Origin of the sequence: Cognatundibacterium jejuense (assembly GCF_014284255.1) — a bacterium.
In the GTDB taxonomy this organism is placed as follows: Bacteria; Pseudomonadota; Gammaproteobacteria; order Burkholderiales; family Burkholderiaceae_D; genus Undibacterium; species Undibacterium jejuense.
The window spans coordinates 87881-102352 of record NZ_JACOFV010000011.1 but is presented as its reverse complement, the minus strand read 5'-3'; the positions used below and the strand labels follow the sequence as shown (position 1 = coordinate 102352).

The following is a 14472-nucleotide window of genomic DNA, read 5'->3' as shown; positions in this document are numbered from 1 at the left end:
ATAAGGAAATGTTTTCTGAATCCGGCTAGCATTGAAAAAAGTTGCTCCTAAATACTGCTATCCATAGCAAGCTTTTGCTTACAGCGCAGGCTGGAATCCAGGAGTGTTCAGTGTCGGTGTAATATGCGCAAGATCTTAAAGAAACTGGATTCCTGCTAAAAACACGTAGGAATTACAATACCTGATGCGAGTTGGCGGCTTGCACCCGCCCTACAAAAGTAGTAGCTACGGGTGCAACAATACATCAACTCAATTTTGCGGCATGCTCACGAGTCGCATGGAAAGTGATGCCAGGCCAACGCTCTTGCGTCAATTTCAGATTGACACCAGAAGTCGCCAGGTATGCCATGTTGCCAGCGGCATCATAGGCAATATTGGCGCCGGCGGCAGAGCGTTCAAAGTCAGCCATCATTTTCTTGTCGTCGCAAGTAATCCAGCGCGCGCTACTGATACTCGTACCTTCAAACACAGCGTCAACACCGTATTCATTTTTGAGACGACTTGCCACCACTTCAAACTGCAACACACCGACTGCACCTAACACCAGATCGCTACTCACGACTGGTTTGAACACCTGGACGGCGCCCTCTTCGCCCAACTGCTGCAAACCTTTTTGCAGTTGCTTGATTTTCAGCGGATTCAAAATACGTGCAGTGCGGAAAAAGTCCGGTGCAAAATAGGGAATACCAGTAAATTGCAGCAATTCACCTTCAGAGAAACTGTCACCGATTTGCATATTGCCGTGGTTCGGCAAACCAATGATATCGCCAGCGTAGGCTTCTTCTACTTGCTCGCGGGAGGACGCCATGAACGTCACTACAGATGACACTTTGATGTCACGATTGAGTCGCAAATGCTTGAGCTTCATACCGCGTTCAAATCGACCAGAACACACGCGCAAAAACGCGATGCGGTCACGATGAGCCGGATCCATATTGGCTTGAATTTTGAATACAAAACCAGAGAATGGCAACTCGCGTGATTCAACCGTACGAACAGTCGCATCACGACCGCAAGGCGGCGGCGCCCAATCCAGCAAGGCATTTAAAATTTCACGCACACCGAAGTTATTAATCGCTGAGCCAAAGAATACTGGCGTTTGTACACCAGCTAAAAAGTCTTCCAGACTAAACGGATGAGAAGCACCATGCACTAACTCGACTTCCATTTTGAGCTGTTCAATTTCCAGCGGGAACATTTCAACCAGACGCGGATTATCGATGCCTTTAATCACTTCAAATTCCTGATCGGCGCGTTCGCTACCAGGCGTGAACAACAAAATCTCGTCTTTCAGAATGTGGTACACACCACGGAACGTTTTGCCCATACCTATCGGCCAGGTCACTGGTGCACATTGAATCTTCAATACCGATTCCAGTTCATCGAGCAATTCCAAAGGATCGCGAGTTTCACGGTCCATTTTATTGACGAAGGTAATGATCGGTGTGTTGCGCATACGGCAAACATTGAGCAATTTAATCGTTTGCTCTTCGACACCTTTAGCAGCATCGATCACCATCAGTGCCGAATCCACTGCCGTCAACACCCGATACGTATCTTCTGAGAAGTCCTGGTGACCTGGCGTGTCGAGCAGATTAACGACGTGATCACGGTATTCAAACTGCATCACGGACGACGCAACCGAAATACCGCGTTGCTTTTCGATCTCCATCCAGTCAGAGGTAGCGTGGCGACCACTCTTACGCGCCTTGACCGTTCCGGCGAGCTGAATCGCACCAGAAAACATCAGCAGTTTTTCAGTGAGCGTGGTTTTACCCGCATCCGGGTGGGAAATAATGCCGAAAGTACGACGGCGCGCCACTTCGCGGCTGATCAGATCGCTCGATGGCGAAGTAGCGTTCGCAGACTCAAGCGTTGTATCTACTACAGAGTCAGACGCTGATTCAGGACTTTCGCCTGAGGATTCGTTCATGGTGTTCATTGCAGGTGCCGCAAAATGGAAGAAAAACGTGCAAGTTTAGCTGGTATTGCGGCCGAAGTCGAATTGACAGTCAAACAATATCTTAAACACATTAGGGGACTGATCAATAGATCGGGGAAATTTCATGCAGGCATGACGCATTCCGGCAAAAAAAAGAAGCGCGATATGCTCCGAGGAGTATTTTTTCAAGCTTTGCTATATGCTAGTCATCTTTACAAGATAGTATGCTTATTTTTCCTATTTTTCTTTCCCTTTCTGACGCAAATGAAAAAACTCTTGATTTGTCTTTCCATGCTGACTGCAGCGACAGTACCGCAACTCAGTTTTGCCTGGGGTGCCGATGGTCATCAAACCGTCGGAGCGATTGCCGACACCTTACTCACTGGTACTAAAGCCGGGGCACAAGTCAAAAACTTGTTGGACAATAACACCCTGGAAAAAATGTCAGTGTGGGCGGATTGCGTTAAGGGTATTTCGCCTGAAAAAGATTTCGCCTATACCTCAACTGGTCGCTATCCTGAATGTGCACCATTTGAAACGGCCAACGGCATCGCTGCGATGGCAGATTACGTAAAGCGTAATTCGGATGATTGTCATCCAGCTGCAGGTGAAGAAAGTTGCCACAAACAATATCATTACGCCGACGTGAGCCTGCAACACTCCCATTATCAAACTGGTTATGTGGGCACCAGCGATCATGACGTGGTTCACGCAATTCGCGCCGCAGCACTGGTTTTGCAAGACAAACCAGCGCCAGCACCTTTTAATTTCAAAAACAAGGCAGAAGCTTTAGCACTCATCACCCATTACATCGGCGATATACATCAACCTTTACATGTCGGTTCCGTGTTCTTAGATGCGAATGGCCAAATAATCAATCCCGACGATGTTGCACACAACCAAAGCAACAATACGGTCGGTGGCAACGCATTGCAATGCCCGTGCGGAAATTTCCATGCACTTTGGGATGATGTCCCTATGCTATTCAAACGCGGCCGCATGAATGCGACGTTAAGCAAAAAAGCCCGTACACTGACGCTTGCCAGTGCACCTGTCGATCAACTACCGGTGCTATGGGCTGACGATGCCATTGCCGATGCCAGACTGATTTTTGCAGGAACACAGTTTAGCAAAAGTACGCAGAACCAATTTGGTAGTAATTGGTCTATAGGCTTGCCGTTAGAATATGAAAAAACCATGCAAAATGTTAAAGAAGATGCGCTAGCCCGTGCTGGCGCCCATCTGGCGCAGATATTACAAGCCATCTGGCCTGAATAGTTTTTAAGACAATAAAGGACTGACTATGAGTTTCCCACTGTTTCGCTGGATAGGCGCAGGTTTCAAATTTTTATGGAATGCGCTAGATACCAGCCGTAAGATTTTTTTAAATATCCTGACCTTTTTTATTTTGCTTGCGATCGCTATCGGCATCTTCGGTGGCGGTTTGAGCAAGTTAGAGGACAAAACATCACTGATCCTTGATTTCAAAGGCCCGGTCGTTGAGCAACATTCTGGAAACGCGCGCGATGCCTTACTGGCTGAAGCACAAGGCAATGCCAAAAAATCGACGCAATTACGTGACATCTTAGCGGTGCTCGACAGTGCTTCTAAAGACAACAAGATCAATAGTGCAGTCTTGTTACTCGACGACATGGGCCCGACTGGCCTACCGATGTTGCGCGAAGTTGCGGCCGCGATCGACCGCTTTAAAGCCAGCGGAAAAACCGTGGTTGCCTGGGGCTCGAGCTTTGACCAGCGTCAATACTTTTTAGCTGCGCATGCCAATGAAGTGTATATGCATCCGATGGGCTCAGTGATGTTGACTGGGTTTGGTCGATACCGAAATTATTATCGCGATGCATTAGACAAAGTGGGTATCACCGTTAACTTGCTTAAAGTCGGCACCTACAAAAGTTTTGCAGAACCGTATATCGCCAATGCCCCCTCCGAGGCAGCTACAGAAGCCGAGAGTTTTCTCTACAATGCAATGTGGAAAACCTATACCAACAACGTTGAACAAGCACGCAAACTTCCAGTTGGCAGCATCATGCAGGGCATCGACCAATTACCAGAGTTAATGAAAGCAGCTGGTGATGATAGTGCCAAACTGGCATTGAATATGAAGTTGGTCGACGGCTTAAAAACACGCGATGAACTGCGTGAGTTAATGCTCAAACGTGGTGCACGTGATGTCCAAAATCATACTTTCCGTCAAATCGCATTTGATGACTATCTGAGCCGCCAGAAACCAAAATTGTTTGGTGATGCGGTCGGTGTGATTGTTGCTTCCGGTGAAATCGGTGATGGCAAAGCGCCACCGGGATCTATCGGTGGTTTATCTACTTCTGCCCTGATCCGCAAAGCAAGAGAAGACGACAGCATTAAGGCCGTTGTGTTACGGGTAGACTCTCCTGGCGGTAGCGCATTCAGCTCTGAATTAATCCGTCGTGAATTAGAACTGACGCGTAAAGCAGGCAAACCTGTGGTCGTTTCTATGGGCAATGTGGCAGCTTCTGGCGGTTATTGGATTTCGATGTCGTCTGATGAAGTAATCGCTGATGAAGCGACCGTGACAGGTTCGATCGGTGTTTTCGCAATATTACCAACCGCAGACAAGGCGATCGAAAAATTAGGTATTCATACTGGCGGCACGACGACGACCTGGCTGGCTGATCCGTTTAATCCATTGCGTCCTCTGAATCCTAAATTTGGCGAATTAGTACAATCAAGTATTAACCATATTTATTCCGAGTTCACGACTAAAGCAGCAGCGGCGCGTAAAACGACACCAGAGAAAATCGATGAGGTAGCACAAGGACGCGTTTGGACAGGGGCTCAGGCGAAGGAACGCGGTCTGGTTGATAAAGTCGGTAGCTATTCCGATGCGATCAGCTCGGCTGCAAGCAGAGCCAAGTTAGGCAATGACTACCGTATCAGCTATGTCGAGCCGGAACTGACCAAGTTTGATCGGATCTTTGATCTGATCGGCTCGCAAGCGGCACATATTTTACAAGACCAATTTAAAGTTGCTTTAGTACCGACAGGTATTCCACCAGTTGCGGCAACACAAATTATGTCTGACTTTGCCTGGTTAGCGGATGTCAATAAAGATGGCAAGGGTTACTCAGCGATTACCCATTGTTTGTGTTCAGCACCATAAAGGAAGAATAAAAATTAAATAGGCAGCAGGGGTAACTCTGCTGCTTTTTTTTTGCTAAATGAAAAATGCAATGAACAAACTGAGTATCTCCTTTTGAAAAGCCAAAAAGAGTAGGACTTTTTTATTGAGCGATCTTGAGCAAGTTTTTCATCGATGCCGATCAGGTTTCAGGTCAAACATCGCGATTGGTATCAAACGAAACGACGTGTATTCACTTTCTTAATTCCACGCAATTTCTGAATAATATGGCGTAAATTGAGGAACATAATAAACGGTTCATTCCAGCGCATTTCCCGCCACCATAAAGGATAAAAGCACCACTTCAACAAGCCCTGCCTGTCTTGGGCATCAATTGCACGGAACACATCCTGTGGAAATAAAGGAATGACTCTCTTTACTACCTCCTTTTGCGTCAAAGCGTGCTCTTTTATTGCTTCATCACTTCCCAGGAAAATCCGAATTGCCATCGCAAAATCAACGCCAAGGCGCTTACCAAGGCTTATAGTTAAGGTAGGCCGAAAATTCTGTTCAAGCAATATCAGTTCACCCGTATTTTCTTGTTCAAAAAAGTCGATACCACACAATCCATGAAAGCCCGAGAGCTCCCCAAGTTGGTTCAACATATGTTCAAGCTCAGGAAAAATTTTTGCCTCTATTGCTGCTGATGGACCGCAATCTCCCCAAGTGCGTGAACGATAATACGAAAACCATGCAATCGGCTTGCCCTCTTTAAAGACTGCCGCAGCACTTGCCAGACGCCCGCGAATAAACTCTTGTGCAATAACTTGTCGTTCAACATGAATGCCAGAAAGTGACTCTGCGTGATCAACAATACGCACTGCCAATCCGGCAAAACCTTGTTCCTGCTTAATCACCAATGGATAGCCGAGTCGATGACCAGCTGTTTGTATTTGCGACAGATCTGAACATAAATCAAAATCCGGTACCTTGATATTTTTATTGCGACAAGCCTCAATAAATGCGGACTTCGACGTAATGAAGTCGATTCCTGCATCTCCTGCAATTGTCGGGAAATTTTCTTTAACCCAGGTTTCGTTGCGACGCTTTTCTAAAGCATATAACAATGGGTCATCACTAATAATGACCCAATCATATTTGTTGCTCTGATTCTGCAAGTGAACGTTGAGATCTGCAACGACTGCATCAACATCGTTAGGTGATATAAAAAGACGTTTTACAAAACGGGAATAAGACGGAAAATTATCCGGAACCCCCAACACACAAATCTCACATCCGGCTTCATGTAACAGTGCAGGAAGCCTGGATAAGCCCTCCCAGTAAGCGTAAGTAACAATCAGAACCCGGAAATGGCGCATAAATTTTGTCCTTGAGTTTAAATGCAACAAAACATGGGAATCGGTTTTGCTTTAATAGCAATATTATAGAACAATTTACAACGCAATTATCTTTTTTGCATTGAAGCGATATGTAAGCGCTATTCAAGTGCAATTGTCGACCATTTTTAACTACAAAAAAACATAGCATTAAGCAAAATTTGGGCTTGCTTGTTTAAACTTTGATCGTTGTTGCAGATAAATACAGAAACACACCTGCCTCTCTTTTATGAGCCACTTCGCGCGACCAATATCGTTGACAGGGTCGGTCAGACAAAAGTGTGACAAATGTCATATAGATTTCGTGGCAAACGAATCTTGTTTGTGAAATATGCATCGGTCAACATAACGACGTTTCTGACGACTTACGAAATACTTTTCGAACTGCGTTATCAGTCTAAGGTGGCGCATTTTCTACCGCTATCGCGTGCCTCGCACAAACAATTTTTTATAAGTTCCACTTTCTTTTCAAGGAAATCAAATGAACAAGTTAACGACGTTGAAAAAAATTATTTTTGCATGTATGACCGGATACTGTTTCTGCATTAGTGCCAACGCATCCGTGAATGAGTACCTGATTCGTAACGTTCGTGTTTTTGATGGCCAACGCAGTTTTGAAAAAAGAACTGTTCTGATCAGCGATGGGAAAATTAAAAATAGTGACTTTCATGGGCCAACACCGGTTACAGCAATTGAAGTCAGTGGCAAAGGCAAAACGCTTTTACCGGGTCTGATTGATTCACATGTCCATGCCTATCAGGATTTCGACCTGCCACTACTATTTGGGGTAACCACAGAAATCGATATGTTTACCTCGGTTGCAGTAATGCAGGACTTTAATCGCAAAATGCAACATAAGCAAAATGACGACCAATCCGATGTTATTTCAGCTGGCACACTGGCAACTGCTCCTGGTGGTCATGGTACAGAATATGGCATTCCAATAGCTACCTTGACCAAGCCAGAACAAGCGCAAGCCTGGGTTGACGCGCGTATTGCGGAAGGTTCGCACTTTATCAAAATTGTGATGGAGGAAGGCAGCGACAAACATCCAATCAACAGTCTTAATATGGCAACGGTGAAAGCACTGATTCAAGCTGCACACAAGCGCAGTCGATTAGCAGTCGTTCATGTCAGTAGCCTCAAAGATGCACAAGCTGCTCTGGACGCGAATGCTGATGGCTTAGTGCATTTATTCACTGGAACAACAATCGGTGATGACGATCTGAAGAAGTTCGTGAAAACAGCGAAAAATAAACATGCCTTCATTATTCCCACCTTTTCAGTACTGGAAAGCATTGCAGGAATCAAAGCGGAAGACGTTTTACAAGATCAGAGATTGACCAATTTACTTAATATATCGCAACTACAAGCATTAAAAAAAATGTATGGTAAAACAGAGAATAAATCCATTCTTCAAGTACCAAATGTAAGCACAGCAGCGCTGAATGCCGCACAGGTTCCCATCCTCGCCGGCACCGATGCAGGTAATGCTGGCACTCAATATGGCATTAGCTTGCATCATGAATTAGCTTCACTGGTGAATGCTGGTTTAAGCCCAAGTGCAGCATTGGCATCCGCCACGTCAGTGCCAGCCAAAGCTTTTCGTCTCAATGACAGAGGACGTATTGCAAACGGGTATAAAGCAGATTTGCTATTGGTCGAAGGCGATCCGGATAAAGATATTAATGCCACCCGTAATATTATCAACATCTGGAAAGACGGCAGACTAGTCAATGATCTTCGCCAACAGAAATTGCTTGCAGTAAGCAAGGAAAATAAAGCGCAAAAAACAGTGTTTCAATTACCAGCCGATGGTCGCATCAGCTTATTCAGCGAAGAAAAATTAGGCAGCCCTTTTGGAGCAGGTTGGTTTCCATCCAATGATGAGCGCATGGGGGGTAAATCGAGCGTCTCTTTGACACTTTCTGGGACTGAACCAGCTGGACAGCCTGCACTCAATATCGATGCCAAGGTACAATCTGGATTTGCTTACCCATGGGCCGGGGTGGTATTTTTTCCCGGTAGCGATCCTGGGCAAGCAGCAAATCTGAGTGCCGCAAAAAAAATCTCGTTCAAAATAAAAGGAGACGGAAAGCCATACAATGTTGGCTTCTATATTCAGGGCAACTATATTCCGATAACAAAGCAACTCAAAAGCAGCAATGAGTGGCAGACTGTTAAGCTGCTACTCGATGATTTTAAAGGCCTGGATCTTAGTATTGTGACGATGATTACTTTTTATGCTGGTCCAGAAATTGAGACTTATCATTTTACAATCGCTGATGTTCGGTTGCTACCAGAAGAAAACTAAAGATAAAACGGGATACTTTTTATCCGTCATCGTTACAAACAAATGACGCAAAAATAAAAATCCATCTATTTTTGCGTCAGTGAATGTCGCAGTCATTTTTTCATCTTTTAATTTGCCATGATTTCAGCCAAACAGATCAGCGCTGCGTTTCGATTTCCGTGGGTCCCGGACAGTTTCGGCCATGCGCCTTATTTCTGGCTGCTATCATTAGGAATATTCGGATTAAAATATTTCTATCAGGCGCCAACTATTTTTGAGCTTGTTTTAAGCGCGGTCACTCTGTTCCTATTTTTGCCTTGTTACTTTTATAGTTTTTGGGCTCCGCAACGACTGCAATTACTATGCGCCCTTGCTATTTATCTCGCAGGCATCGCTTGGGCACCATTTAACTTTGGTAGCTCTACGTTCTGTATTTTCGCGTCGTCGATGATAGGACATAAATTACCGACCCGTACTTCATACCTATGTCTTTTTTCACTCACTGGTGTCACAAGCCTTCTGAGCTTCGTCTTGCATTTCAACGCAGCATTTTGGATTCCTGCGACCATCTTCAGCGTGACGGCAGGGGTCAGCGTCATTGTAGGAGAAAAATTTAAACGAACCCAAGAGAGCCTTCTGCGAAAACAAGAAGAGGTTGAACATCTGGCTGCATTAGCGGAGCGTGAACGCATCGCCCGTGATATGCATGATGTACTTGGACACAGTCTGTCCGTGATTACGCTCAAGGCTGAGCTCGCACGTAAACTGTTTGATCGGGATAGAGATGCCTGTAAAAAAGAACTAATTGACATAGAACATGCGGCTCGTGTTGCCTTATCCGAGGTTCGTACGGCATTGACTGGCTACCGATCAACTGGCTTAGCACATGAGTTGCACTCAGCGCAGGAAGCACTGGCTGCGGCACAGGTGATCATGACTCAGGAAATAGCAAGCGTCGCCCTGACACCAATGACAGAAAATGTCATCGCCCTCGCGCTCAAAGAAGCAACCACGAATATCATTCGTCACGCACATGCCAGTGTCTGTCACATTCGACTGACTGAAGACCCTGAGCAGATTACTTTCAGCATTAAGGACGATGGCATTGGTCGCAAAAACTTCAGCATCCATAAACAGGGAAACGGATTAATGGGTATGTCTGAGCGCGTCGCATCGCTTGGAGGCAGGCTCATTATTGAAGCAGAACAAGGAATGACACTCATGCTTCAATTTCCAAACAAGACGAGCGCTAAAGGGTAAGCCGATGATACGAATTATTATTGCTGAAGATCAGGCCATGGTTTCCGGTGCGCTGGCGGCCTTACTTGGAATGGAGCACGATTTACAAGTCGTTGGGCAGGCAAAGAATGGCCAGGAAGCGCTCAACTACTGCCAGCAAGACACTCCCGACATTTTAATCACCGACATTGAAATGCCGGTAATGACTGGCCTTGAACTTGCCGCTGCAATTCAAGAACAGAAGCTGGCTTGCAAAGTGATCATGCTCACGACTTTTGCACGTACTGGCTATTTACGTCGCGCCCTTGCCAGTGGAGTACGCGGCTATATGCTCAAAGACGCACCTGCAGAAGCCCTGGCACAGGCCATACGCACAGTACATGTGGGTGGCAAAGCGATTGCACCAGAATTGGCAATTGAAAGTTGGGGCGGATCACAAGACCCATTAAGTGAGCGAGAACGTCAAGTTCTTCGTTTGGCGGGCACTGGTTCGACCAGCGCAGAAATTGCCAGGGTAATGTTTTTATCTGAAGGAACAGTGCGAAATTACTTGTCGGAGGCTATCAGTAAATTAAACGCAAAAAATCGGGTAGAAGCCTACCGTATGGCAAGGGACGAAGGCTGGCTATAATAAACTTTAAAAACGATAACCAACTATAACCAGCAGCCAGCTCAATGCTTTTTCGAAAACCTTAGAGCTGACAGCCAGAAAACGCTCAAACTTTAGCTGAACGGGATCGTCGGCGAATCGATGCATGGATTGCAGGCGCGATATCTTCCCCTTTGATCAGGCGCGAAATATTCATCGCATCGACAAAACGCGAGGAACTAGCGCTGGCATTTAACAAGACCAAAGTTGCTTTTTTCTCTGCCAGCTTAATACGCATGATCAAACAATTGCCTGCTTCATTCGTGAACCCAGTCTTCGAAAGTAAAATGTCCCAGCCTTTTTTACCGACCAGACGGTTGGTATTGTGGAACAGGCGCTTACGACCTTTAATATCAATCACATCTGATGTGTCGGTCGTAATATCAGTAATCTGTGGATAATGCGATGCTGCAACGGCCATTTTTACCAGGTCGGCTGCCGTAGACGTATTTTCTGGCGATAAACCAGTTGGTTCTTTCATCACAGTATTGGTCATTCCTAATGCTTTGATTTTGACATTCACTGCCTTCTCAAAAGCGACATTTCCACCTGGATAGGTTCTTGCCAGTGCTGCGGCAGCGCGATTATCTGAGGACATCAACGCTAATTGCAGGACATCTTTCCTCGGCAAGGTAGCACCAACCGGTACATGCGACAAGCTATGCTTGAGCGTATCCATGTCAGAATTTTCTATGGAAATCATTTCATCCATATTTGGTTTGCTATCTAAAATGACCATCGCTGTCATCAGCTTGGTCAAAGAGGCAATCGGTGCCACCTCAGTCGCATTTTTTTCCAGCAACACTTTACCCGTGCCATCTTCGACCACGATCGCGTGCTGTGAATTTAACTGCACTGCCGAGACACTACCTAAATGTAGCACCAGGCATAGCCCAACTAAGCGTTTCAACATTGCTTCACACCTGACTTATTAAATATAAATGTTTTCTAGTGCCAGTCTCATTGCCACCTGATCTCACATCGCAAAAATCAGAGTATCAAGGTTTTACACAGAACGGCAAATAGGTTAAAACAAGGGCGTTCAGTACATTTTTCTGAACATCCTAAATTATGACGCATTAAAAACTTTTTTTCATAGTAATTAATGTCTTTGAAGATATTTTTAACTTCTGAGCGAATTGAATTGCAATAGATAGGGGTACAGCGGAAGCGGGATGGAAGAGCGCTCAATGACTGACGATAGAAATGTTGGGGTTTGCAATTTTTTGTTGCAGTCCGTTACTTTACTGAAAATTTAAATGCGTTGAAAGGGGTATTGAAGAATAATAAATTTAAATATTCACAACGCAGGGTTGTCATCATTCTGTCATAAATTATCTGTAAGGTTCGGGACTCCAAGTTTGGAGTTTAAGGATATGAAAATGAAATTCTTTTTGAAAACTACACTCGTTACTGCAGCAACTCTGTTGACCCTTTCTTCCGCAATCGCCGCTGAAATTACCGGCGCCGGATCCAGCTTCGTCTACCCTATCGCTTCTAAATGGGCAGAAGCTTACAAAAAAGCGACTGGCAACAGCCTCAACTACCAATCCATCGGTTCTGGTGGCGGTATCAAACAAATTAAAGCAAACACAGTTGATTTTGGCGCATCTGACATGCCTTTAACAGTTGAAGAACTGGACAAAGAAGACTTATTGCAATTCCCGGTAGTTATGGGCGGTGTAGTACCTGTCGTTCACATCGATGGCATCAAACCAGGCCAATTGAAATTGACTGGTCAGGTAATCGCTGACATCTACTTGGGTAAAGTAACAAAATGGACTGATGCAGAAATTGCGGCTATCAATCCTGGCGTTAAATTGCCAACTGAAGACATCACTGTCGTTCACCGTTCTGACGCATCCGGCACCACTTTCTTGTTCTCTGACTACTTGTCTAAAGTAAATGCAGAATTCAAAAAAGTTGTTGGCTCCAGCACAGCAGTTAAATGGCCAGCAGGCTTGGGCGGCAAAGGTAACGAAGGCGTTGCCGCTAACGTTCAACGTATCAATGGTTCTATCGGCTACGTAGAATTTGCTTACGCTAAGAAAAACAATCTGTCTTACACACAGTTGAAAAATCGTGAAGGTCAGTTTGTTACACCAGATGCAGATACATTTAAATCTGCTGCGGCTGGTGCTGCATGGGACAAAACACCAGGCTTCGCTGTGGTGTCAACAGACCAACCAGGTAAAGCAAGCTGGCCAATCACTGGCGCGACTTTTGTGTTGGTTCACAAAACTCAGCCTGATGCAGCTAAAATCAAAGAAACTCTGAAATTCATCGACTGGTCCTATAAAAATGGTACAGCAATGGCTACAGAGCTCGATTACATCCCAATGCCATCTTCTGTTGTTGAGCTGATCCAAAAAACTTGGAAAGCACAAATCAAAGACGGCTCCGGTAAGGCTGTTTGGTAATTCAGTAGAAGAAATTTAATTAGTTGGCGGTTTCTAAAAGAAGGGCTTTCACGACAAAAGTGAAAGCCCTTTTGAATTTGACCCCACCAAAATCAGTACCAATGTCAGTATCAGTACGAAAACTTAAGGTTGCAAACGATTTTTCAAACCGTACCGCTTTAAAATTTGTTCGTACTCTCCTGATTGAATGATTTTCGCTAATCCTGAATTAAACGTATCAGCCACGGCTTTGTTTTTAAAGAATGCCCTGTATGGTGAATTTTTAAATTCGTAGCTACAGCTAATTTTCCCACTCTTCACCCTCCCCCGCTGTGTCAATTCAGCAAGCTTATATTGAGCAATATATTGATCAGCAACAATTGCATCAGTGCGTTGAGCCATCAACATTTCCAGCTGTGCGACCTGATCATTCAGTTCTTGGTAACGAGGACTCTGACGCGTTACCGCAAAAAATTGCTCCCCAAAAGAGACAGAAGCACCTTGAAAGGCCACGATACTATAATTAGCCATATCAGCAATTTCCTGAATTGACCGACGCTCGTCCAAAGTAATGAAGCAGGCTCTGTAACGAATATAGTCGTTAGTAAAAAAACCTTTCTTCCCTACTTCGGTCATGCGAGCAGACCCAGCAATATCCGGCCAATCGAAATTAATAGTGACGCGTGCTAAGGGAACGAAAACAAACACAGGAGTAAAGTCGCTATCCCTGAAGGCTGCCTTTATAATATCAACTTCAGCACCTTGACTAATTGGGTTATTTTTGATGGCATAGGGCTCAATATTGTCACCCTCTAATATCTTGATGATTTCCGTCGCGTGAACGGGAGTCGCTGCCAGAAAGCTGGAAATTAGTATGGTAAATAGCTTATCCATTCGCGATTCCTCTGCGCAGCGAGAAGTTTTTCCAGTCTATTCTGAAAAAGCTTCAATGAACCAGTCATTTTATACCTCGCCTCTTACGGCGATAAAACACCTTCAGTCAGCCTACAATTGAAATGATGAGTATCTTTAGCGTCGGTAATTGATTATAGGATGAATTTCGCCTTCATTTACTACAATTCCGCTTGATACAATGCGCCTAAAAAAATTTTTCTTTGCCGGAACTCCATGAACTATTTGCATACTTCAAATACCCATTTCAATCCACTGAAAAAACTACTGCAATTAAGTTAATTATTTTTTTGCAATGTCGTTGAATTCTTTGATACGAACTATCACGTTCTTTTCTGCTCATTCTTACGCAAGACATCTCCGTGATTCCACAAATAAGTATAAATCAAAATTAATTTAACTTAATTTTCACAGCCAGACGCCAGCGATAAATTCTACGAAAAGTTATACGAGCAAGAGATCGTATTTTTACAATACAATTTCTATCAAATTGACTGATATGAGGTTATCACTCAAAAAGGAG

The 14472-nt window shown here is 44.7% G+C and carries 10 protein-coding genes; 6 read left to right on the top strand and 4 right to left on the bottom strand.

The features are described from left to right. Window positions 1-244: 244 nt before the first annotated feature. Window positions 245-1933: a peptide chain release factor 3 gene (locus H8K32_RS12725; RefSeq protein WP_186912985.1), complete on the bottom strand. Its 1689-nt coding sequence runs from the start codon at window positions 1931-1933 to the stop codon at window positions 245-247. Window positions 1934-2206: 273 nt separating this feature from the next. On the opposite strand from H8K32_RS12725, the gene H8K32_RS12720 reads away from it, so the two are divergent. Beyond that, on the top strand, window positions 2207-3220 hold the full coding sequence (locus H8K32_RS12720) for a S1/P1 nuclease (protein ID WP_186912910.1): 1014 nt from the start codon (window positions 2207-2209) through the stop codon (window positions 3218-3220). A 25-nt stretch (window positions 3221-3245) separates the two neighbouring features. Further along, window positions 3246-5102 (top strand): signal peptide peptidase SppA, encoded by a 1857-nt coding sequence (gene sppA, locus H8K32_RS12715; RefSeq protein ID WP_186912909.1) that lies wholly within the window; start codon window positions 3246-3248, stop codon window positions 5100-5102. Between the two features lie 191 nt (window positions 5103-5293). Here the strand turns inward: sppA and H8K32_RS12710 are convergent, their stop codons facing one another. Further along, window positions 5294-6439, bottom strand: coding sequence for an ATP-grasp domain-containing protein (locus tag H8K32_RS12710; protein WP_186912908.1), 1146 nt, complete (start codon window positions 6437-6439; stop codon window positions 5294-5296). 499 nt (window positions 6440-6938) lie between these two features. On the opposite strand from H8K32_RS12710, the gene H8K32_RS12705 reads away from it, so the two are divergent. The 3 genes from H8K32_RS12705 to H8K32_RS12695 all read left to right on the top strand — a co-directional run bounded on the left by H8K32_RS12705 (window position 6939) and on the right by H8K32_RS12695 (window position 10620). Continuing rightward, window positions 6939-8771: a CIA30 family protein gene (locus H8K32_RS12705; protein WP_246447335.1), complete on the top strand. Its 1833-nt coding sequence runs from the start codon at window positions 6939-6941 to the stop codon at window positions 8769-8771. 510 nt (window positions 8772-9281) lie between these two features. Next, a complete protein-coding gene (locus H8K32_RS20160; protein WP_222613100.1) occupies window positions 9282-10010 on the top strand; it encodes a sensor histidine kinase in 729 nt (242 codons plus the stop codon). A gap of 4 nt (window positions 10011-10014) precedes the next feature. Next, window positions 10015-10620 carry a response regulator transcription factor gene (locus H8K32_RS12695; protein WP_186912906.1) on the top strand — a complete coding sequence of 202 codons (606 nt, stop codon included), beginning with the start codon at window positions 10015-10017 and terminating at the stop codon, window positions 10618-10620. An 85-nt stretch (window positions 10621-10705) separates the two neighbouring features. On the opposite strand, the gene H8K32_RS12690 is transcribed toward H8K32_RS12695, so the two are convergent. Beyond that, entirely contained in the window at window positions 10706-11551 is an 846-nt protein-coding gene (locus tag H8K32_RS12690) for a serine hydrolase (protein WP_186912905.1), read from the bottom strand. A gap of 469 nt (window positions 11552-12020) precedes the next feature. Between H8K32_RS12690 and pstS the strand changes: the two genes are divergently transcribed. After that, window positions 12021-13058 carry a phosphate ABC transporter substrate-binding protein PstS gene (gene pstS / locus H8K32_RS12685; RefSeq protein WP_390311586.1) on the top strand — a complete coding sequence of 346 codons (1038 nt, stop codon included), beginning with the start codon at window positions 12021-12023 and terminating at the stop codon, window positions 13056-13058. A gap of 123 nt (window positions 13059-13181) precedes the next feature. Here pstS and H8K32_RS12680 read toward each other — a convergent pair whose 3' ends face one another. Next, window positions 13182-13931: a substrate-binding periplasmic protein gene (locus H8K32_RS12680; protein ID WP_186912903.1), complete on the bottom strand. Its 750-nt coding sequence runs from the start codon at window positions 13929-13931 to the stop codon at window positions 13182-13184. Between the last annotated feature and the right edge of the window lie 541 nt (window positions 13932-14472).

What these genes read in the sequence shown, in the direction of transcription:
- H8K32_RS12680 (WP_186912903.1), bottom strand. Translation starts at nt 13,931, where the DNA reads ATGGATAAGCTATTTACCATACTAATTTCCAGCTTTCTGGCAGCGACT.
- H8K32_RS12705 (WP_246447335.1), top strand. Translation starts at nt 6,939, where the DNA reads ATGAACAAGTTAACGACGTTGAAAAAAATTATTTTTGCATGTATGACC.
- H8K32_RS12725 (WP_186912985.1), bottom strand. Translation starts at nt 1,933, where the DNA reads ATGAACGAATCCTCAGGCGAAAGTCCTGAATCAGCGTCTGACTCTGTA.
- H8K32_RS12695 (WP_186912906.1), top strand. Translation starts at nt 10,015, where the DNA reads ATGATACGAATTATTATTGCTGAAGATCAGGCCATGGTTTCCGGTGCG.
- H8K32_RS12720 (WP_186912910.1), top strand. Translation starts at nt 2,207, where the DNA reads ATGAAAAAACTCTTGATTTGTCTTTCCATGCTGACTGCAGCGACAGTA.
- pstS (WP_390311586.1), top strand. Translation starts at nt 12,021, where the DNA reads ATGAAATTCTTTTTGAAAACTACACTCGTTACTGCAGCAACTCTGTTG.
- H8K32_RS12690 (WP_186912905.1), bottom strand. Translation starts at nt 11,551, where the DNA reads ATGTTGAAACGCTTAGTTGGGCTATGCCTGGTGCTACATTTAGGTAGT.
- sppA (WP_186912909.1), top strand. Translation starts at nt 3,246, where the DNA reads ATGAGTTTCCCACTGTTTCGCTGGATAGGCGCAGGTTTCAAATTTTTA.
- H8K32_RS12710 (WP_186912908.1), bottom strand. Translation starts at nt 6,439, where the DNA reads ATGCGCCATTTCCGGGTTCTGATTGTTACTTACGCTTACTGGGAGGGC.